This is a genomic window from Roseibium sp. AWQ4_290 (assembly GCF_056160985.1).
This window is the reverse complement of the sequence record NZ_JBSWYG010000005.1, coordinates 111,760-128,468: the sequence shown is the minus strand read 5'-3', so window position 1 is coordinate 128,468 and position 16,709 is coordinate 111,760. Positions and strand designations below refer to the sequence as shown.

At 60.7% G+C, this 16,709-nt stretch carries 19 protein-coding genes; 8 read left to right on the top strand and 11 right to left on the bottom strand.

Going from position 1 to position 16,709, the window contains the following annotated elements; genetic code table 11:
• Window positions 1-19: 19 nt before the first annotated feature.
• The 3 genes from ACXAH0_RS06880 to ACXAH0_RS06870 are packed head-to-tail and all read right to left on the bottom strand — an operon-like array spanning window position 20 to window position 3,002.
• On the bottom strand, window positions 20-961 hold the full coding sequence (locus ACXAH0_RS06880; protein WP_475186092.1) for a prephenate/arogenate dehydrogenase family protein: 942 nt from the start codon (window positions 959-961) through the stop codon (window positions 20-22).
• A complete protein-coding gene (gene hisC, locus ACXAH0_RS06875; RefSeq protein ID WP_475190038.1) occupies window positions 958-2,088 on the bottom strand; it encodes a histidinol-phosphate transaminase in 1,131 nt (376 codons plus the stop codon). Before hisC ends, ACXAH0_RS06880 begins: the two co-directional genes overlap by 4 nt.
• Before the next feature lie 14 nt (window positions 2,089-2,102).
• Window positions 2,103-3,002 (bottom strand): chorismate mutase, encoded by a 900-nt coding sequence (locus tag ACXAH0_RS06870; protein ID WP_475186087.1) that lies wholly within the window; start codon window positions 3,000-3,002, stop codon window positions 2,103-2,105.
• Window positions 3,003-3,225: 223 nt separating this feature from the next.
• Between ACXAH0_RS06870 and metX the strand changes: the two genes are divergently transcribed.
• Together metX and metW are read left to right on the top strand one after the other, a co-directional pair.
• A complete protein-coding gene (metX, locus tag ACXAH0_RS06865) occupies window positions 3,226-4,428 on the top strand; it encodes a homoserine O-acetyltransferase MetX (protein WP_475186107.1) in 1,203 nt (400 codons plus the stop codon).
• A gap of 3 nt (window positions 4,429-4,431) precedes the next feature.
• Window positions 4,432-5,064, top strand: coding sequence for a methionine biosynthesis protein MetW (metW, locus tag ACXAH0_RS06860; protein WP_475186086.1), 633 nt, complete (start codon window positions 4,432-4,434; stop codon window positions 5,062-5,064).
• Window positions 5,065-5,257: 193 nt separating this feature from the next.
• Here metW and ACXAH0_RS06855 read toward each other — a convergent pair whose 3' ends face one another.
• The gene (locus ACXAH0_RS06855) at window positions 5,258-6,058 is read right to left on the bottom strand and encodes a methyltransferase domain-containing protein (RefSeq protein ID WP_475186085.1); all 801 of its coding nucleotides are present in this window, start codon (window positions 6,056-6,058) and stop codon (window positions 5,258-5,260) included.
• A gap of 146 nt (window positions 6,059-6,204) precedes the next feature.
• On the opposite strand from ACXAH0_RS06855, the gene gloB reads away from it, so the two are divergent.
• The 3 genes from gloB to ACXAH0_RS06840 all read left to right on the top strand — a co-directional run bounded on the left by gloB (window position 6,205) and on the right by ACXAH0_RS06840 (window position 7,760).
• Window positions 6,205-6,987, top strand: coding sequence for a hydroxyacylglutathione hydrolase (gloB, locus tag ACXAH0_RS06850; protein WP_475186082.1), 783 nt, complete (start codon window positions 6,205-6,207; stop codon window positions 6,985-6,987).
• A gap of 123 nt (window positions 6,988-7,110) precedes the next feature.
• Entirely contained in the window at window positions 7,111-7,314 is a 204-nt protein-coding gene (locus tag ACXAH0_RS06845) for a hypothetical protein (protein ID WP_475186079.1), read from the top strand.
• Window positions 7,308-7,760 (top strand): cupin domain-containing protein, encoded by a 453-nt coding sequence (locus ACXAH0_RS06840; RefSeq protein ID WP_475189900.1) that lies wholly within the window; start codon window positions 7,308-7,310, stop codon window positions 7,758-7,760. The genes ACXAH0_RS06845 and ACXAH0_RS06840 overlap by 7 nt, the downstream gene beginning before the upstream one ends.
• Here ACXAH0_RS06840 and ftsY read toward each other — a convergent pair whose 3' ends face one another.
• The 3 genes from ftsY to dapF all read right to left on the bottom strand — a co-directional run bounded on the left by ftsY (window position 7,761) and on the right by dapF (window position 11,450).
• Window positions 7,761-9,164, bottom strand: coding sequence for a signal recognition particle-docking protein FtsY (gene ftsY, locus ACXAH0_RS06835; RefSeq protein ID WP_475189898.1), 1,404 nt, complete (start codon window positions 9,162-9,164; stop codon window positions 7,761-7,763). It lies immediately after the preceding gene.
• Window positions 9,165-9,273: 109 nt separating this feature from the next.
• Complete coding sequence (mtaB, locus tag ACXAH0_RS06830) at window positions 9,274-10,542, bottom strand: tRNA (N(6)-L-threonylcarbamoyladenosine(37)-C(2))-methylthiotransferase MtaB (protein WP_475189897.1); 1,269 nt, start codon at window positions 10,540-10,542, stop codon at window positions 9,274-9,276.
• The gene (dapF, locus tag ACXAH0_RS06825; RefSeq protein ID WP_475186073.1) at window positions 10,539-11,450 is read right to left on the bottom strand and encodes a diaminopimelate epimerase; all 912 of its coding nucleotides are present in this window, start codon (window positions 11,448-11,450) and stop codon (window positions 10,539-10,541) included. The genes mtaB and dapF overlap by 4 nt, the downstream gene beginning before the upstream one ends.
• Before the next feature lie 333 nt (window positions 11,451-11,783).
• On the opposite strand from dapF, the gene ACXAH0_RS06820 reads away from it, so the two are divergent.
• The gene (locus tag ACXAH0_RS06820; protein WP_475186072.1) at window positions 11,784-12,266 is read left to right on the top strand and encodes a hypothetical protein; all 483 of its coding nucleotides are present in this window, start codon (window positions 11,784-11,786) and stop codon (window positions 12,264-12,266) included.
• Window positions 12,267-12,303: 37 nt separating this feature from the next.
• Here ACXAH0_RS06820 and ACXAH0_RS06815 read toward each other — a convergent pair whose 3' ends face one another.
• Window positions 12,304-12,843, bottom strand: a complete 540-nt coding sequence (locus tag ACXAH0_RS06815) for a L,D-transpeptidase family protein (RefSeq protein WP_475186070.1) — start codon at window positions 12,841-12,843, stop codon at window positions 12,304-12,306.
• A 192-nt stretch (window positions 12,844-13,035) separates the two neighbouring features.
• Here ACXAH0_RS06815 and ACXAH0_RS06810 point away from each other — a divergent pair, with 192 nt between their 5' ends.
• Both ACXAH0_RS06810 and ACXAH0_RS06805 read left to right on the top strand, forming a co-directional pair.
• Window positions 13,036-13,719, top strand: coding sequence for a response regulator transcription factor (locus ACXAH0_RS06810; protein ID WP_299477884.1), 684 nt, complete (start codon window positions 13,036-13,038; stop codon window positions 13,717-13,719).
• A gap of 25 nt (window positions 13,720-13,744) precedes the next feature.
• Window positions 13,745-14,251 carry a Crp/Fnr family transcriptional regulator gene (locus ACXAH0_RS06805; protein ID WP_475189894.1) on the top strand — a complete coding sequence of 169 codons (507 nt, stop codon included), beginning with the start codon at window positions 13,745-13,747 and terminating at the stop codon, window positions 14,249-14,251.
• A gap of 122 nt (window positions 14,252-14,373) precedes the next feature.
• Here the strand turns inward: ACXAH0_RS06805 and leuD are convergent, their stop codons facing one another.
• The 3 genes from leuD to ACXAH0_RS06790 all read right to left on the bottom strand — a co-directional run bounded on the left by leuD (window position 14,374) and on the right by ACXAH0_RS06790 (window position 16,694).
• Window positions 14,374-14,979 carry a 3-isopropylmalate dehydratase small subunit gene (gene leuD / locus ACXAH0_RS06800; protein ID WP_475186067.1) on the bottom strand — a complete coding sequence of 202 codons (606 nt, stop codon included), beginning with the start codon at window positions 14,977-14,979 and terminating at the stop codon, window positions 14,374-14,376.
• 108 nt (window positions 14,980-15,087) lie between these two features.
• Window positions 15,088-16,038: an N-acetyl-gamma-glutamyl-phosphate reductase gene (argC, locus tag ACXAH0_RS06795; RefSeq protein WP_475189892.1), complete on the bottom strand. Its 951-nt coding sequence runs from the start codon at window positions 16,036-16,038 to the stop codon at window positions 15,088-15,090.
• Between the two features lie 89 nt (window positions 16,039-16,127).
• Complete coding sequence (locus tag ACXAH0_RS06790; protein WP_475186062.1) at window positions 16,128-16,694, bottom strand: peroxidase-related enzyme; 567 nt, start codon at window positions 16,692-16,694, stop codon at window positions 16,128-16,130.
• Between the last annotated feature and the right edge of the window lie 15 nt (window positions 16,695-16,709).

Genomic DNA, 16,709 nt, shown 5'->3' with positions numbered 1-16,709 from the left:
CGCAGGACTTGCCGAGTATCTATTCCGCAGGATCTTTCGGATCTGTGCCGAGGCGGCCGAAATCCGGGGCGTCGGTTTCCTGTCCCGCCTCGATGATCGACCGGCGGATGCCGCGCGTACGGTTAAAAAGGTCAAACAGCATGTCGCCGTCCCCCCAGCGGATCGCCCGCTGGACCGCCGACAGATCTTCTGAAAAGCGCGACAGCATTTCCAGAATGGCGTCCTTGTTGTTCAGACAGACATCCCGCCACATGGTCGGATCTGACGCCGCCAGGCGGGTGAAGTCGCGAAAACCGGACGCGGAATATTTGATCACTTCGGATTTGGTAACCGCCGCCAGATCATCGGCCGTGCCGACAATATTGTAGGCGATCAGATGGGGCAGGTGGGAAACGATGGCCAGCACCAGATCATGGTGCTTGGGGTCCATCACATCCACATTTGAGCCGCAGCCCTCCCAAAAGGCCTTAAGCTTGCCGAAGGCGGCCGGATCGGTCCCTTCCGGCGGTGTCAGAATGCACCAGCGTTGCTCGAACAGCGCGGCGAAGCCTGCATCCGGGCCGGATTGCTCTGTTCCGGCAATCGGGTGACCGGGAATGAAATGAACCCCGTCCGGGACATGGGGGCGCACCTGATCGACGACCGACTGTTTGGTCGAGCCCGCATCGCTCAGGATGGCACCTTTCTTGAGCGCAGGCGCAATCCACTTGGCCACTGCCTCGTTGGCGCCCACCGGAACACACAGGATAACGAGATCGGCGTCTTCCACAGCCACCGCCGCATCCAGCTCATAGCAGTCCCCAAGACCAAGCTCTTCGGCCCGGCGCAACGTGTCCGCAGAACGGGTGGACACCGAAATCTCCTTCACCAGACCCCGCTCACGGGCGGCAAGGGCAATGGAAGACCCGATCAGGCCGATCCCGATCAGGGCCAGCCGGTCAAAAAGGGGAGCACCAGTCATGTATTCTTGTTCTGCCTTCCGGCTTTTCCCAGAAAGTCTTTCAAATGTGCCACAACCGTCCGGTTGGCCTCTTCCGTACCGATGGACATGCGCAGCGCGTTGGGCAGGCCGTAATTGGCCACCCGGCGCAGCACGCAGCCACGCTCCAGAAGATAGGTATCCGCATCGGCGGCCTGCTTGCCCTTCTCGTCCGGGAAATGGATCAGCACGAAATTACCGACACTCGGCGTCACGGTCAGACCGAGCTTTTCCAGTTCCCCGCTCACCCAGGGCAACCACGTCTCATTATGCTCGACCGCCCGGGTCACAAAGGCCCGGTCGCGCATGGCGGCCGTCCCGGCGGCAATTGCCATGCCGGACATGTTGAACGGGCCTCGGATCCGGTTCATGGCATCGATGATGTGAGCCGGACCGAAGCCCCAGCCGATGCGCAGATTGGCAAGGCCATAAATTTTTGAAAACGTGCGGGTCATGACCACATTCTGAGAGGTCGCTGCCAGTTCCAGCCCGCTTTCATAGTCGTTCCGGCGCACATATTCACCATAGGCCGCATCCAGAACCAGCAGCACATGCGGGGGCAGGCCCGAATGCAGGCGCTTGACCTCCTCAAAGGGCAGATAGGTGCCGGTCGGATTGTTCGGATTGGCCAAAAAAACCATCTTGGTCCGGTCCGTCACCCGCGCCAGCAGCGCATCCACATCGGTGGTCAGGTCTTTTTCCGGCGCAACAACCGGGGTGGCCCCGGCAGCCCGGATGACAATTTCATAGACCAGAAACCCATGCTCGGAATAGACCGCCTCGTCGCCCGGAGCGAGATAGGCATTGGCCAGCATGGTCAGAACCTCATCGGACCCGGCGCCACAAATGATCCGCTCCGCGTTGAGGCCATAGACCTCCGCAATCGCAGCTCTGAGTTCCGCCGAACTGCCATCAGGGTAAAGCTCCAGATGGGCGGCAACCTCCCTGGCCGCCTCAACCGCAGCCGCACTTGCCCCCAGCGGGGATTCATTCGACGACAGTTTATGCAGGGTCTTGCCATGGGTGCCCTTGGACTTTCCGGGCACATAGGCGGCAATATCCAGCACACCTGCTCTCGGTTCTGGGCGGTCCGGCGTCCTCACCGGCATTTCCCTCACTGTCGTCATGTCGTCCCTATCACTTCATCCTTGCCGCCTCCGGCCGGCAGGTCGGCGCTGCCGAACTCGTCGTCAGCATCCCCTTCCGCATCGATCGGCGCCGCATAACCGCCAACCCGCCGCAAGACACCGGGCTCAGCCCCGGCCTTTTGACAGGCGTCCCGGACATCTTCCTCGCTAAGGTCTCCGGAAATCGCCAGAAGGGCATCCACCCCATTGGCGGAGCGGAAGAAACTCATCACCTCAATGCCCTGATCCATCAGTCGGCCGGGCAGAAGATCCGACCAGCGGGCATCATACACCGCAATATCGGCACTCTCCGCGAGACTGTCCGCCTTGCCCAGCACCAGGGCCGGCAAATCGGCGGGCCGCTCGTCCAGAACCACAAAGGGCAGCCGGGCTTTCACAAGAGCGCCGGTCTCGCTCAGACCCCTCCACCAGGGCAGATCCGCCCGGTCGCTGAGCGCAACAAGGCCGATGCCAGCCCTGGACAGGGCCACGGCATCCACCACATCGGCAGCATCGCTGCAAGGGTCCAGCTCCACCGAAAAGCCGAAATAGAAGCGGGCGAGATCCAGCATCTCGATCAGCTCGGCCCCGCCATCCAGAAATACGGTCACATCACCCTGCAGCCCGGTGCAGGCGCAGATAATATCCCGCCACAAATGCTCCACCGTGGCCAGGGGCAGGACGCCCCGGTGCCGCTCGACCATCTGGCGCATGCTGTCGGCATCCCGTTCCGGATGGTGAAACCCGGATGGCACACCCGTGGCCATTCCGGCTGCGCGGATTGCAGTTTCTGCGTCAGCCCGGGCGATCAGGGCCTGATGGATCTCAGCGTCAATCCCGTCAACGCGCGCGCGCAGATCAGCAAGGGTCTGCCCGGTCTCCGGTGCTTGCGGCATATTCGCTCCAGCCTTGTTTACAGGTTCAGCGGCGCATAGTCATAGGCATGTGATCGCCCAAAGGCAAAAGAAAACGTTGACACTGCAAGCGCTGCACGGCTAGGTCGCCAGTCTGGCTGTTTGTCCCAGAGGATCTTGCGTCCGGCTTTCCGGGTTGTCAGGCCCGTCCGGGATGCACATCCAAGGCCTGCCAGACCAGAACGAGAAGACACCCGTTTCGCTCATGCCCGCTGACAGCACACCTCCAGCCGACCTGAAAAACCTGAACCCGGGCGAAGCCGAATCCCCGTCCAGCAAACTGGCGAAATTTCCCGCAAGCGCTCCGCTGGAATTGGATTCAGGTATCAAGCTCGGTCCCTGGCAGATTGCATATGAGACCTATGGCACGCTGAACGCGGACAAGTCCAACGCCATCGTCGTCTGCCATGCGCTGACGGGAGACCAGTATGTGGCCTCCACCAGCCCGGTGACCGGAAAACCTGGCTGGTGGCACCTTATGGTCGGCCCGGGCAGGCCTGTAGACACCAATCATTATTTCGTGGTCTGCGCCAATGTGCTTGGCGGGTGCCTCGGCACCACAGGCCCGGCCAGCCTCAATCCCGGGACCGGAACCCCCTATGGCCTCGACCTGCCCGTTGTCACGATCCGTGACATGGTCCGCGCCCAGGCCCGGCTGATCGATCACCTTGGCATCGAGACGCTGTTCGCCGTCATTGGCGGCTCCATGGGCGGCATGCAGGTGCTGCAATGGGCGGCCAGCTATCCCGAGCGGGTTTTTGCGGCCGTGCCGATCGCATCTGCCGCCCGCCACACCTCCCAGAACATTGCCTTTCACGAGGTTGGCCGCCAGGCGATCATGGCCGATCCCAACTGGCGCGGCGGCAATTACATCGAAGAAGGGGTCAGGCCCACCAAGGGGCTGGCGGTCGCCCGCATGGCCGCACACGTGACCTATATGTCAGATGAATCGCTGCATCAGAAATTCGGCCGCAACCTGCAGGACCGGGAGCGGCTGACCTTCGGCTTTGACGCGGATTTCCAGATCGAGAGTTATCTGCGCCACCAGGGCATGACCTTTGTCGACAGGTTCGACGCCAATTCCTATCTCTATGTGACCCGGGCCATGGACTATTTCGACCTGGCCCAGGAATTCGGCGGTGCACTGGCAAGTGCTTTCCGCAACACCCCGACCCGGTTCTGCGTCATGTCCTTCACCTCCGACTGGCTGTTCCCGACCTCTGAAAGCCGCCGGGTGGTCAAGGCGCTGAACGCGGCAGCAGCCAACGTGTCCTTTGTGGAAATCGAAAGCGACCGGGGCCACGATTCGTTCCTGCTGGACGTGCCGGAAATGTTTGACACCATTCAGGGCTTCATGACGGGGGCGGCCCGGGCCCGGGGCATCCCTGCCCCGGGGGAGGAGGCCTGAGCCATGACACCGCTCCCCAAAGACAGCCATACCGGAGAGGTCCGCGGGGACCTGAAGGTCGTTGCCTCCCTGGTGCCGGAAGGCGCCCGGGTTCTCGACATCGGCTCGGAGGATGGAACGCTGCTGGATCATCTGGTCCATCAACGCCGGGTGGACGGGCGCGGCATCGAATTGAGCCAGGCCGGGGTGAACCGCTGCGTTGCCAGAGGCCTGTCGGTGATCCAGGGGGACGCCGATACGGATCTGGACGACTATCCGGACCATGCCTTTGACGTGGTCATCTTGAGCCAGACCCTGCAGGCGACACGCGCGCCCAAGGAGGTCATGAGCAACCTGTTGCGGATCGGCAAGCAGGTGGTCGTCTCCATTCCCAACTTCGCCCATTGGCGCAACCGGATGCAGCTCCTGTTCCGGGGGCGGATGCCTGTGACCAAATATCTGCCCTATGAATGGTATGACACTCCGAACATCCACTTCTGCTCTTTGCGCGACTTTGTCGAATTGTGCCGCGAGCTGGATGCGGATGTGAACACGGCCATTGCCCTCAGCTCAAAGGGCAACAAGATCCCGGTCAACGCTCCCTGGTGGTTCTGGAATCTGGCGGCTGAACAGGCCGTGTTTTTGCTGAAGCGGTAAGCTTTGCCCGACAGAACATTCCCGCGCTCCGGCCGAACGGCAATGATCCCGGCTCAGGGCCGGGACGGCGCTGCGGCATGCAGCTCGCAAAGCCTCGTTCCAAAGAGCTTCAGACGGCCCTCGCTTCGTCCTCGGCAGCTTCGCAAAACGGCCCGGGAGCCGGGCCGCTCGGGACACGTCTCAGCACGCGCCCTCAAACACCTTCAGGCGCCCTTTTCGAGGCGGAGATGTTGTGTGGCCGCACGGCCCGTACCGGCTTAAGTCCGGTAGCCACCCCTTCGGGCAGGAACACCGGGCGCAGCACGCGCAGGCGGTTGCGCTTGCCGTCCGCGGGCAGGCTCTGGAAGACCACCTTTTCCGCCTCGACCAGAAGAATACCGCCAAAAAGCGGCCAGATCCGCCGTCCAATGCCCTCCCAGGTGCGGGCCGCCCGCAGGATCGGACGGGCCTTGGACGGCGGCATGAACAGGGCTTCCCTGTCCTGCAGCACGTTGAACTGGGTGCTTTTGAGAAGGTCCTTCAACTGCCCCCCGGAAAAGGGGCGGCCATAGCCGAAGGGTGACAATTCGGACCGGGACCACAGGCCCCGCCGATTGGCAACAACGGCAATCAGCCGACCGCCCGGCGCCAGCACCCGCCAGGCTTCCTTCAACACGTCTTCCGGATTGGAACAATGGTCCAGCGCATGCACAAGCATCAGCCGGTCAAAGGACAGGTCTGGAAAGGGCAGCGCGTCGTCTTCCACCAGGGTGCAGGCATTATCTTTCTCGCGCGGCCAGTGAACGGCCCCTTGCGGGGCCGGCATGGCGGCAATCGCCCGCTCGGCGGTTCCAAGATAGGGCCGCATGAACGGGCCGGCATAGCCGACCCCCAACAGGCTCTGGCCCTTCAGATCCGGCCACATCTCGGCAATCGGTCCCCCGATCAGACTTCTGAGCAGGCTTCCAAGCGGCAGATCATAAAAGGCACGCAGATGAACAACGTCGAGATACATCGGGGCAAGGACTCACATCAGGCAGATCTGTCGGGACCGTTTGACACAGGCCGGAAGCGAAAGCGCGCACGACCACACCTTGCCCTCCGGCATTCTGTTTGCCACTGTGGCGAACATCAAGTCAATCACTTCAGGACACCATCACCATGGCCTTGAACACCACAACCGAGATCCATCAGTTTCCCTGCCTAAGCGACAATTTCGGCGTACTGGTGCACGATGCGGACAGTGGCACGACCATCGCCTTTGATGTTCCGGACGCCGCCGCCTGCCAAAAGGCCCTGTCAGAGACCGGCTGGACCCTCAGCCACATCCTGATCACCCACCATCATTGGGACCACATTCAGGGGCTGGGCGAGTTGAAACAGGCGACGGGCGCTGTTGTCTACGGCCCTGCCCGCTCCCGCCAGAAAATCGCTGAGCTCGACCGGGTGGTGGAAGATGGCGACCATATTCTGTGCGGACCCTACGAGATCAAGGCGGTCTCCACTCCGGGGCACACGCTCGACCAGATTTCCTGGTTTATTCCCGCAATCGCTTTTGCCCATACGGGCGATACCCTGTTTTCCCTCGGCTGCGGCCGGGTGATGGAAGGGGACAAGGAGATGATGTGGTCATCCCTGAAAAAACTCATGCGGGAGCTGCCCGACGAAACCACAATCTATTGCGGCCACGAATATACAAAGGCAAATGCGGCCTTTGCCCTCACCATAGAGCCGGGCAATGCGGACCTGCAGACGCGGGCGCAGGAAGTGGACGGGCTGAGAGCAAACGGCGCGCCGACCCTGCCGACAACCATGGCCCGAGAAAAGGCGACCAACCCGTTCCTGCGCGCCGGAGAGCCTGCAGTTGCTGCCGCCCTTGGCATGGAAGGCAAAAGCCCCGTAGAGATTTTTACCGAGATCCGCACACGCAAGGACAATTTCTGAACCTGTTTCGCAGCCCGGCGTTCGGGAGGGAAAAATGCCGGGCCCGTTTTCCGGCAAAGCGCCTTCAATCCATCCGGCCAGCCCCCATATGGGGTCTTTCGGGATCATGTGAGGGCAGACATCATGACCACAACCCCAGATTCATCCACGCAACGCAGCGCCGAGCAGCGTGCCAAGGACGTTGTTCACCGTATTCTCAGCCAGGCCGAGCCGATACCGGCCCACCAGGGCGGCGGTCACAAGCTGGACATGCAGGTACTTTATGAGGAGGTCGTTGCCGCCTTGCGCGAAACCATTGATGATGTTGCCTATGCTGGAGAATGCTGACTGTGACCCCTTCTCCCAGCCTGAGCGCGGATGACATCGTCACATTGCTGAAAATGCAGCCCCATCCCGAAGGCGGCTTCTATGCCGAAACCTTCCGGGATCCGGAAACTGACGACACCGGGCGGGCAGCCTCAACCCTGATCTATTTTCTGCTGCCGGAGGGGGTGCGCTCACGCTGGCACAAGGTGGATGCGGTGGAAACCTGGCACTGGTACGCGGGCGCCCCACTGGAACTGTCCATCAGCGCAGACGGCCGCACAAAAGAGGGGCTGACCCTCGGCAACGATCTGCGCGCCGGGGAACGGCCCCAGGGAATCGTGCCGCGCCATGGCTGGCAGCAGGCCCGCTCGCTGGGCGCCTGGACCCTGGTTGGCTGCACAGTGGCGCCGGGTTTTCAGTTTGACGGCTTTGAGATGGCGCCAGAGGGCTGGGAGCCGGGTCTCTGATCAGGCCAGCCCGGCAATCGCGCTGGCAAAGTCCTTTGCCGAGAACGGTTCCAGATCCTCCACCCCTTCGCCAACCCCGATGAAATGCACCGGCAGGCCGTGTTTGGCGGCAATCGCCACCAGAATCCCGCCCCTTGCCGTTCCGTCCAGCTTGGTCATCACAAGGCCGGTGACCCCGGCAACCTTGCCGAAAATCTCCACTTGATTGAGCGCGTTCTGACCCGTTGTCGCATCGAGTGTGAGCAGGACCGTGTGGGGGGCTTCGGGATCATGCTTCTTGATCACGCGGATGACCTTTTCCAGCTCATCCATCAGCTCCGCCTTGTTCTGAAGACGCCCGGCCGTATCGATCAAAAGTACATCAACCTGTTTTTCAAGCGCTTCCTTCATGGCGTCAAAGGCCAGACCGGCCGCATCCGCGCCGGTGTCCCGGGCCACAACCTCAGCCCCCGTACGCGTGCCCCAGATCTTGAGCTGTTCCACCGCTGCAGCACGGAACGTATCGCCAGCCGCCAGCATCACCGACTTACCCTCAGAGCGCAGTTTCTCCGACAATTTGCCAATCGTTGTGGTCTTGCCCGTACCGTTGACCCCCACCATCAGCACCACATGGGGTCTCTTGCCGGTTTCAAGATCAAGCGGCTGCGCAACTGGATCCAGAACCTTTTCAACCTCCTCCGACAGGATCTCCCGCACTTCTTCAGGCGAAATTTCCTTGTTGTAGCGCCCATCGGACAGGCGATCGGTGATTGCCATGGCCGTGTCGACGCCCAGATCCGCCTGAATGAGAATGTCCTCCAGCTCCTCCAGCATGGAGGCATCCAGCTTGCGTTTGGTGAAAATCGACGTGATGCCATCGGTCAAGGAGGCAGAAGAGCGGGAAAGCCCGTTTTTCAGCCGCTGGAACCAGGAGAGCTTCGGCGCCTCGCCTGCTTCAGAGCCACTGTCTGACGCAGTCTCTTCCGGCCCTTCGGGCATTTCTGGCGCAGCGCCGGGGCCTGTTTCAGAGACTGGAGCTTGCGGGTTGACCGCAACGGCGTCTGTATCGCCAGGCCCTGCGTCCGCAGCCGGTGCTTCTTGTGTTCCCTGATCCCGCTCTGCCTCCAGCACCGGACCAAGATCCGTAGGCGGCGTGTCCCCGGAGAACTCCGGCAAGGAAGAGGGAGCGTCCGTCAGCAGACTTGGCGCTGCACCGGCCGGCTGAACGGGAACGGTTTCGCCAAAAGAGCCCACCGGCTCAACGGCCATGCTGGAGGCGGGAGGGGTCTCCCCGTCTGCCGTATCCGGTGAAGCATGCGGCGCTCCGCTTGCGGATGTGTCCTCAACGGACGGGCTTGCCTGCTCCTCCGGCTGGTCCGCGCCCCCGAAGAGCCGTCCCAGAAATCCGCGTTTTTTCTCGCTCATAAAACCGCCTTGAACATTTGGCACCGCTTGGTCCGGCTCCGGATTGCGAAGCCTTGGCGTCCGGCCTTGCGAAACACAAGCCGTTGAAACCCAACCCTTAGACCACGGCTCAGGCTGCCTTGGAAAGGGCCTCGCCCAGAAGATGGCGTCCGGTATGGCCGATAATCCGGGTCTCGACGACCTCACCGGCCTGGCCAAGGGGAAGCTCAACCTGGGTAAACTGTTCCGTCCGGCCCAGGCCTTCCTTTTCGATAAGGACCGGCCGCACCTTGCCCACCTCTCCTTCAAGGTGCTTCACCAGCACCTCTTCCCCCTTGGCCCGCAGGCGCGCGCCCCTTGCCTTGACGACGCTGCGCTCAAGCTGGGGCATGCGTGCGGCCGGAGTGCCCGGACGCGGAGAAAACGGAAAGACATGCAGATGAGTCAGGCCGCATTCATCGACGATCTTGAGGGAATTTTCGAACATAGCCTCGGTCTCGGTCGGGAATCCGGCAATGATATCAGCGCCAAACACCACGTCCGGGCGCAGGCGCCGGACCTCCTCGCAAAAGCGGATCGTGTCGGCGCGCAAATGCCGGCGCTTCATCCGCTTCAGGATCATGTCGTCCCCGGCCTGCAGCGACAGGTGAAAATGCGGCATCAGGCGCTCATCATTGCCAATCACCCGCATCAGATCCTCATCCGCCTCGATGGAATCGATGGAGGACAAGCGCAGGCGTTTCAGATCCGGCACCATTTTCAGGATCTTGGCCGTCAAGGTACCGAGCTTCGGCGCCCCCGGCAAATCCGCACCATAGGAAGTGATGTCGACCCCGGTCAGGACAATTTCATTGTAACCATTTTCCGTCAGACGGCGGATCTGATCAATCACCACACCCATGGGCACGGATCTGGAATTGCCCCGGCCATAAGGTATGATGCAGAAGGTGCAGCGGTGATCACAGCCGTTTTGAACCTGCACAAAGGCCCGTGCGCGCCCGGTCAAACCATCGATCAGATGGCCCGCCGTTTCTTCCACGCTCATGATGTCGTTGACGCGGACCTTCTCGCTGTCGGAAATGCCGAACGCGGCCACATCCTGATAGGATTTGCGCTCCAGCTTTTCCGTATTGCCGAGCACCAGATCCACTTCCTTCATAGCGGAAAACGTGTCTGCCTCGGTCTGGGCCGCACAGCCGGTCACGATCACGCGCGCACCCGGATTGTCCCGCTTGGCCTTGCGCACGGCCTGGCGGGCCTGACGCACCGCTTCATTGGTGACGGCACAGGTATTGATGAGGATCGCGTCCTTGAGACCGGCGGCCTCCGCTTCGCGCTTCATCACTTCCGATTCATAGGAATTGAGCCGGCAGCCGAATGTGACCACATCAATGCTCATGACGCCGCTCCGGCCTCCTGGGCGTCCCCCGGTCCGGTCTTTGTCCAGGCCAGCGTTTCAAGGTCGATTTCACCTTCAAATTCCACTTCCGTCAGACCGGTCATCAGAACATGGCCGTCGCTTTCGCGCCATTCGATGCCAAGCGGGCCGCCGGGCAGATGCACGGTCGTTGTCCGGCCGGTCTTGCCGTCGCGCGCAGCAGCCACCCCGGCCGCACAGGCGGCGGTGCCGCAAGCCAGGGTGAGGCCGACCCCGCGTTCCCAGACTTTCAGGCGGATCTGATCTTCTGCGAAGACATGGGCGAGCGAGATATTCGCCCCTTCCGGGAAGACCGGATGATGTTCCAGAAGCGGGCCGAAACGTTCCAGCTCATACGCCTCCACATCGTCCTTCACCCAGAAGATCGCATGGGGGTTACCCATATTGACCACAGCCGGAGTGTGCAGCACCGGCGCATCAATTGGCCCGATCTGGAGTTCAATCGCCCGTGTATCGGCAAATTCCTCCGCCAAGGGAATCTCTTCCCAGGTCAGCCGTGGCGTGCCCATGTCAACCGTCACACTGTGCGGCGCGGAGGTGTCAAATGCGTGCAGCAGACCGGCGGCGGTTTCAATTGTCACGACATCCTTGCCGGCTTCTTCCATCAGAAGGCGGCCGATACAGCGGGTCGCGTTGCCGCAAGCAGACACTTCACCGCCATTTTGATTGTGAATGCGCATGAAGGCATCCACACCAAGCGGTGACCGCTCCACCGTGATCATCTGGTCAAAGCCGATCCCGTGCGCACGATCCCCCAATCTGGCTATCACCTCGCGGGACAGGCGCAGCGGTGCCTGCCGCGCGTCCCAGACCACGAAGTCATTGCCAAGACCATTCATCTTCAAAAAGGGTCTGATGTCAGACGCCATATCGGGTGCACTTCTTTTGAATTGATGAGAAAGAGACCGTTTTTCGGATCAAGTGCTCCTATATGGCGGAAAACATGCGAAATTACCAGTGGCCTGAGCTTTGCGAGCCGCAAGACAGTCAAAACCGGTAAAAATTCTGGCTCCAGTGGCGTTCGCCGCTCCCTGCCTCATGGACCACTTCCTCAAGTTACAACCAAGACTTGAAACATTCTCACCTCAGGATACTTGATTGCAGAAAAGATCTTTTCAGTACTCTGTGACCAGAATTACAGACAAAGGGCGAACCGTCACGCACACTGCATCTATCGTTAAGTCAACTTGAGGACAGTTGCTATGCGTGATGTCACTGAACAGGAAGCAAGACGTCTGATCTCCTTTGCCGCAGACAGGCTTGGCCGTCAGGAAGGAAACGGCGAGTGCTGGACCTTGGTCAATAATGGCTTTTCAACCCTCGGGTTTCACAAACCGTCTGCGACCTATGCCTGGGGACGTCAGATCGAACAGCTCAGCAATGCCAGACCCGGCGACGTGTTCCAGTTCACCCGCTTTGAGGTGTCAGTTCGCGTTGAAAACGAAGACGGCTATGAGGTTCAAACAGAAACCCGCGGCGCGCCCCGGCATACGGCCATTCTGGAGAGCATTGACGAGAATGGCATTGCCACCTTTCTGGAATGCAATGTCTATTCGGACTACAACGTCCAGCGCAACCGGTTCCGGCTCAGAACCGCTGATCTGGACAATGGCCAGGGCACCCGCACCACCGTGCGGGTCAGCGGGCAGTTCAGAATCTACAGGGCACAAATGGCCGAAGACTGAACCCTGGCCACCGGACCTGGGCCGTGCCTTGCCGGGCTCACAGATGAATGCGCATGGCCGCGCCGGGCCGGACCTTTGACAGGAGCAGGCGCATATGGCGGGGGGCGACGGCCACACAGCCTTCCGTCGGCGTGTAGTGCGGACGCGCGATGTGAAAGAAAATGGCGCTGCCCCGGCCCCTAACCGCCGGGGCCAGATTGTAGTCAAGCACAACAACGATGTCATAGAGCGGATCATCCCGCCACATGATCTCATGACTTTTTGGAAAGGGCAGCGTGACCGGCCGGTTGTAAAGCCGGTGGCCCGGGTCGTCGCACCAGCCCGCCCGGGATGTCAGCGCTGTCACCGGCAGGCCGGTTTTCAGGCGCGGCCCCCGGTCCGGCCGGTAAAAGACCTTCACAAGCTGAAAGCAACCGGCCGGTGTCGTTCCATCGCCTTCGTGTTTGCGCTGCACGATGCCGGAGCGGCCAAGGGCACACGGAACCGTGATCGGCCCAAAACGCAGCAGACCTTTCCGACGGTCATGGGGCAGCGCCCGCACCTCCAGCAATTCCGCCGGTTTTCCAAGTCTTTTCATAGGCACACGATCCGCTGAACCTGTTGCTGCGACAAGACATTGATAAACCGGCGCTAACCCTCGCGTGAAGAAGAATTGACGAAGGCCCGCTTGTGCGGCGAAACTTTCCCACGCACATAGAAGCAGGAACACGCTCGTGTGGTTTTCACACAGTGGCGTGATCAGGTTGAATTTCAGGCGAGGACACCCCTTATGACCGCCCGCACCATTTTGATTGTCGATGATGATACGGAACTGCGTGAAGCGCTTGTCGAGCAGCTTTCCCTTTATGACGAATTTGAAACCATCCAGGCAGACAGCGCCACCTCAGGCATCGGCCTTGCCAAAGATGAACATGTCGACCTTCTTTTGATGGATGTGGGCCTGCCGGATATTGACGGCCGCGAGGCTGTCAAGCTGCTGCGCAAGAACGGGTTCAAGGCGCCGATCATCATGCTGACCGGCCATGACGGCGACAGCGACACCATTTTGGGCCTGGAAGCCGGGGCCAATGATTATGTCACCAAGCCGTTCAAATTCGCCGTGCTGCTGGCGCGGGTCCGCGCCCATCTGCGCCAGCATGAGCAGAGCGAAGATGCCACCTTTGCCATTGGCCGCTATTCCTTCCGCCCGGCCGCCAAGGTGATGCAGGACGATGCCGGCAGCAAGGTGCGGCTGACGGAAAAGGAAACCTCGATCCTGAAATTCCTCTACCGGGCAGGTGAAAAGCCGGTCACCCGGGACGTCTTGCTGCATGAGGTCTGGGGCTACAATTCCGGGGTCACCACCCACACGCTTGAGACCCATATTTACCGGCTGCGCCAGAAAATTGAGCGAGATCCGTCCAATGCGGAGCTTCTGGTCACAGAAGCCGGTGGATATAAGCTTGTGCCCTAGCGGGTTATCAGCGTAAATCTTGGGCATGAGCCTTGCCCAAGACATTGCGATTCTCAAAGAAATCCCGATGCTTTCGGAGTTCCAGGACGACCAGCTGCGCCTGCTCGCCTTCAGCGCCGAAAGCATGGATTACGCCAATGGCCAGACCCTTTTCGACGAAGGGGAACGGGCGGATGGCGGCCTTGTGGTCACCCAGGGCACTGTCAGCCTGCAAAAGCGCGGCGACAACGGGTTTCAGGAGATGGAAAGGGTCGGCCGGGGGGTGCTTCTCGGCGAGTCCGCCCTGCTGACGGACATCAAACGCCCCTGCCGCGCACTGGCCCTCGGAGACGTCAGCATCATCCGCATCCGCCGGGCCCTGTTCAAGCGCATGATCCAGGAATATCCCGAACTCGCCAGACGCCTGTTCGAGCAGCATTCCTTGAGATACCGCACCACAGTGGCCGCGCTGCGGCCCATTGGTACCAAACTGGCGGAGCTGGAGCAGCTCAACGCAGAACGGCGCGTGCGCGAGGATGACAAGGGCCAATAGGCCGAGCTGATGCCCTTCCCCGGCCCTAGACGCTCTGAAAGGCAGTTCCGCCTTCCAGAAGGGTCTTTGCCGTCACATGCCCTCTATCAGGCCAAAGGGGCAGCACTGGAACCGGGCCTGCCTTAAACCCAAGGACGGCTTTCGCCGATCTTGCCTTCAAACGTGTCGATCTCGCCAGCCTTGGCCATGGTCAGGCCGATATCATCCAGACCGTTGATCAGGCAGTGCTTGCGGAAATGGTCGATCTTGAAGGCAATGTCGCCGCTCTCAAGACCCTGGATTTCCTGGTTTTCCAGATCGATCGTCAAGGTGAAATTTGCCCCGCGCTCGGCAGCGTGGAGCAGCGTTTCCAGCTCGTCTTCGGACACCTGGATCGGCAGAATGCCGTTCTTGAAGCAATTGTTGTAGAAGATGTCGGCAAAGGACGTGGAGATCACACAGCGGATGCCGAAATCCTGCAGCGCCCAAGGAGCGTGCTCGCGGGAAGAGCCGCAGCCGAAATTGTCGCCTGCGATCAGGATCTTGGCATCCCGGTAGGCGGCTTTGTTAAGAACGAAATCCGGGTTCTCCGAACCATCGTCATTGGTGCGCATTTCGTGAAACAGCGCAGTACCGAGACCGGTGCGTTTGATGGTCTTCAGGAACTGCTTTGGAATGATCATATCCGTATCGATATTGACGATCGGAAGGGGCGCAGCGACCCCGGTCAGGGTTTCAAATTTTTCCATTCTTCTATCTCCTGAAAGATGTGCGCGTCTTGCCGGACCGGGTCCGGCCGGCCCCTTGAGACCGGCCCCCTGAAACCGGCGTCACTGCCGGCCTCAAGGCCCTGGTCCTTAGGCCGCCAGGCTAGTGGCCTGATCGACGCCGAGCATCAAGTTGAGGTTCTGGACCGCCGCGCCGGACGCGCCCTTGCCCAGATTGTCGTAAATCGCGATCACTGCTGCCTGCGCCCGTGCATCATTGGCAAAGACATGCAGGCGCAGCAGGTTGGTATCGTTCACCGCCTGGGGGTCCAGGTATTCCGACTTGTCCAGCGCCTCCAGCGGCGTCACCTCCACGAAGCCGTTGGCGGCATCTGCAAAGTGATCGGCAAGCGCTGAATGCAGTTGCTCTCCGCTCGGAACCGTCTCCAGTGCGGCAAGGTTCAGCGGCAGCACGGTCAGCATGCCCTTGTAGTAGTTGCCAACAGACGGGGTGAACAAGGGCGCTGAGTCCAGCAGCCCATATTCGGTCATTTCCGGCAGGTGCTTGTGGTTGAAGCCCAGCGCATAGGGCGCAAACACATTGGCCTCCGTGCCCCGGCCTTCATAGTCGCCGATCAAGCCCTTGCCGCCGCCGGAATACCCCGAAATACCCTGGTAGGTCACGGGGAATTCAGATGGCACCAGACCCGCCGCCACAAGCGGGCGCAGGGACGCGATCAGGCCCTGGGGCCAGCAGCCCGGATTGGTCACCCGCATGGCACCGGCAATGATATCGGCCTGATCCCGGTCCATTTCGGCGAACCCATAGACCCAGCCCTCTGCGACCCGGTGGGCGCTGGAGGCATCAATGACGCGGGTGGTGTCGTTTTCGATCAGCGCGACGCTTTCCTTTGCCGCCGCATCGGGCAGGCACAGAATGGCCACATCCGCCGTATTCAGACACTCGGCACGGGCAACGGGGTCCTTGCGGCGGTCTTCGGGAATGGAGATCAGATCCAGGTCACGGCGCGTGGCAAGGCGCTCGCGGATCTGCAAACCCGTCGTTCCCGCTTCACCATCAATAAATACGCGCGCAGCCATGGCCCGCTCCTCTCCTTCCTCAGATAAAAGTCGACGCCGTCATACACCCAAACGCCGGTCTTGTCACCGGATTGTCGTGCGACGAGACTTCAACGGGCCCTTGAGTGATACTCATCATTGGGCCTCATGTCGGAGGCGGCCGCGACCCGGTTGCTCATGTTGAAAAAGGCTGCAACAGAGGCAATGTCCCAGATGTCCCGGTCACTGAACCCCGCATCCCGCAGGGCCTGGCGGTCGCTTTCCAGAATCTCCGCCGGTTTTTCAGTAAGCTTCACCGCAAAATCCAGCATTGCCCGCTGCCGAGCGCTGAGATCCGCGACCCGGTAATTCATCACCATCAATTCGCCCAGCACCGGGTCTCCCGACAATTCCCGTACCGCTGCTCCGTGCGCGGTCAGGCAATAGAAACAACGGTTGACGGCAGATACCGCAACGGCAATCATCTCCCTCTCAAGCTTGGAGAGTCCGCACTCTGCCAGCATGAGGTCGTTATACATGCCGGTGAAGGCCCGCAATTTCGCCTCATCGAAGGAATAGGCCGTCAGCACATTGGGAACCAAGCCGAGCTTCTCCTTGCACAATTCGAAATAGCTTTGCGTTTTTTCACTCAAAGAATCTGTTGACTCAATTTGCAAGGCCGTGACTTTGCTTGACAATTTTTTACTCCCGTC

Bases quoted from the DNA above. Each gene is read 5' to 3' on its own strand.
- metX (WP_475186107.1), top strand. From the start codon at position 3,226: ATGCCCGCTGACAGCACACCTCCAGCCGACCTGAAAAACCTGAACCCG.
- ftsY (WP_475189898.1), bottom strand. From the start codon at position 9,164: ATGAGCGAGAAAAAACGCGGATTTCTGGGACGGCTCTTCGGGGGCGCG.
- ACXAH0_RS06840 (WP_475189900.1), top strand. From the start codon at position 7,308: ATGCTGACTGTGACCCCTTCTCCCAGCCTGAGCGCGGATGACATCGTC.
- hisC (WP_475190038.1), bottom strand. From the start codon at position 2,088: ATGCCGGTGAGGACGCCGGACCGCCCAGAACCGAGAGCAGGTGTGCTG.
- leuD (WP_475186067.1), bottom strand. From the start codon at position 14,979: ATGGAAAAATTTGAAACCCTGACCGGGGTCGCTGCGCCCCTTCCGATC.
- metW (WP_475186086.1), top strand. From the start codon at position 4,432: ATGACACCGCTCCCCAAAGACAGCCATACCGGAGAGGTCCGCGGGGAC.
- ACXAH0_RS06820 (WP_475186072.1), top strand. From the start codon at position 11,784: ATGCGTGATGTCACTGAACAGGAAGCAAGACGTCTGATCTCCTTTGCC.
- ACXAH0_RS06845 (WP_475186079.1), top strand. From the start codon at position 7,111: ATGACCACAACCCCAGATTCATCCACGCAACGCAGCGCCGAGCAGCGT.
- ACXAH0_RS06805 (WP_475189894.1), top strand. From the start codon at position 13,745: ATGAGCCTTGCCCAAGACATTGCGATTCTCAAAGAAATCCCGATGCTT.
- dapF (WP_475186073.1), bottom strand. From the start codon at position 11,450: ATGGCGTCTGACATCAGACCCTTTTTGAAGATGAATGGTCTTGGCAAT.
- ACXAH0_RS06810 (WP_299477884.1), top strand. From the start codon at position 13,036: ATGACCGCCCGCACCATTTTGATTGTCGATGATGATACGGAACTGCGT.
- ACXAH0_RS06870 (WP_475186087.1), bottom strand. From the start codon at position 3,002: ATGCCGCAAGCACCGGAGACCGGGCAGACCCTTGCTGATCTGCGCGCG.
- ACXAH0_RS06880 (WP_475186092.1), bottom strand. From the start codon at position 961: ATGACTGGTGCTCCCCTTTTTGACCGGCTGGCCCTGATCGGGATCGGC.
- argC (WP_475189892.1), bottom strand. From the start codon at position 16,038: ATGGCTGCGCGCGTATTTATTGATGGTGAAGCGGGAACGACGGGTTTG.
- ACXAH0_RS06815 (WP_475186070.1), bottom strand. From the start codon at position 12,843: ATGAAAAGACTTGGAAAACCGGCGGAATTGCTGGAGGTGCGGGCGCTG.
- gloB (WP_475186082.1), top strand. From the start codon at position 6,205: ATGGCCTTGAACACCACAACCGAGATCCATCAGTTTCCCTGCCTAAGC.
- mtaB (WP_475189897.1), bottom strand. From the start codon at position 10,542: ATGAGCATTGATGTGGTCACATTCGGCTGCCGGCTCAATTCCTATGAA.
- ACXAH0_RS06855 (WP_475186085.1), bottom strand. From the start codon at position 6,058: ATGTATCTCGACGTTGTTCATCTGCGTGCCTTTTATGATCTGCCGCTT.